Source organism: Tamlana crocina (assembly GCF_012037625.1).
This window is the reverse complement of the sequence record NZ_JAAVJS010000467.1, coordinates 1-368: the sequence shown is the minus strand read 5'-3', so window position 1 is coordinate 368 and position 368 is coordinate 1. Positions and strand designations below refer to the sequence as shown.

1 pseudogene is annotated in these 368 nt (G+C 34.2%); it reads right to left on the bottom strand.

What is annotated here, in order from left to right:
• Positions 1-125: 125 nt before the first annotated feature.
• Positions 126-362 (bottom strand): annotated as a pseudogene (locus HC176_RS17630) (transposase); the annotation flags it as partial.
• Positions 363-368 lie beyond the last annotated feature (6 nt).

Below are 368 nucleotides of genomic sequence, written 5' to 3'. Positions count from 1 at the left end.
ATAAAACTAAAATGGTCTACCAAAAAATCAGGTAGCAATAAGGATAGTAATTCTTTAGAAATTTCCACAAATTTAATTTTCCCCAAAGATAAAACTATTTAACTCCCCAACTTTTAGGACTGATCCGCTATCTCTTTTTCTTCATCGGTCATTTTAGGGTTACCTCGACCGGGAAAACTGTTCTTGCCATAATCCTTTAGCTCCTTACGCCAGCGGTAAAGTACTGATGGAAATATATCCAGGTCTTCACATACTTGTTTTACATTGCCTCTGGCATAACTCAACTCGACGGCTTTTTGTTTAAATTCTAAGGTGTAATGTTTAGATTTTCTTCTCATAATTGCTAAAATAAAAACTAGCAAACATAT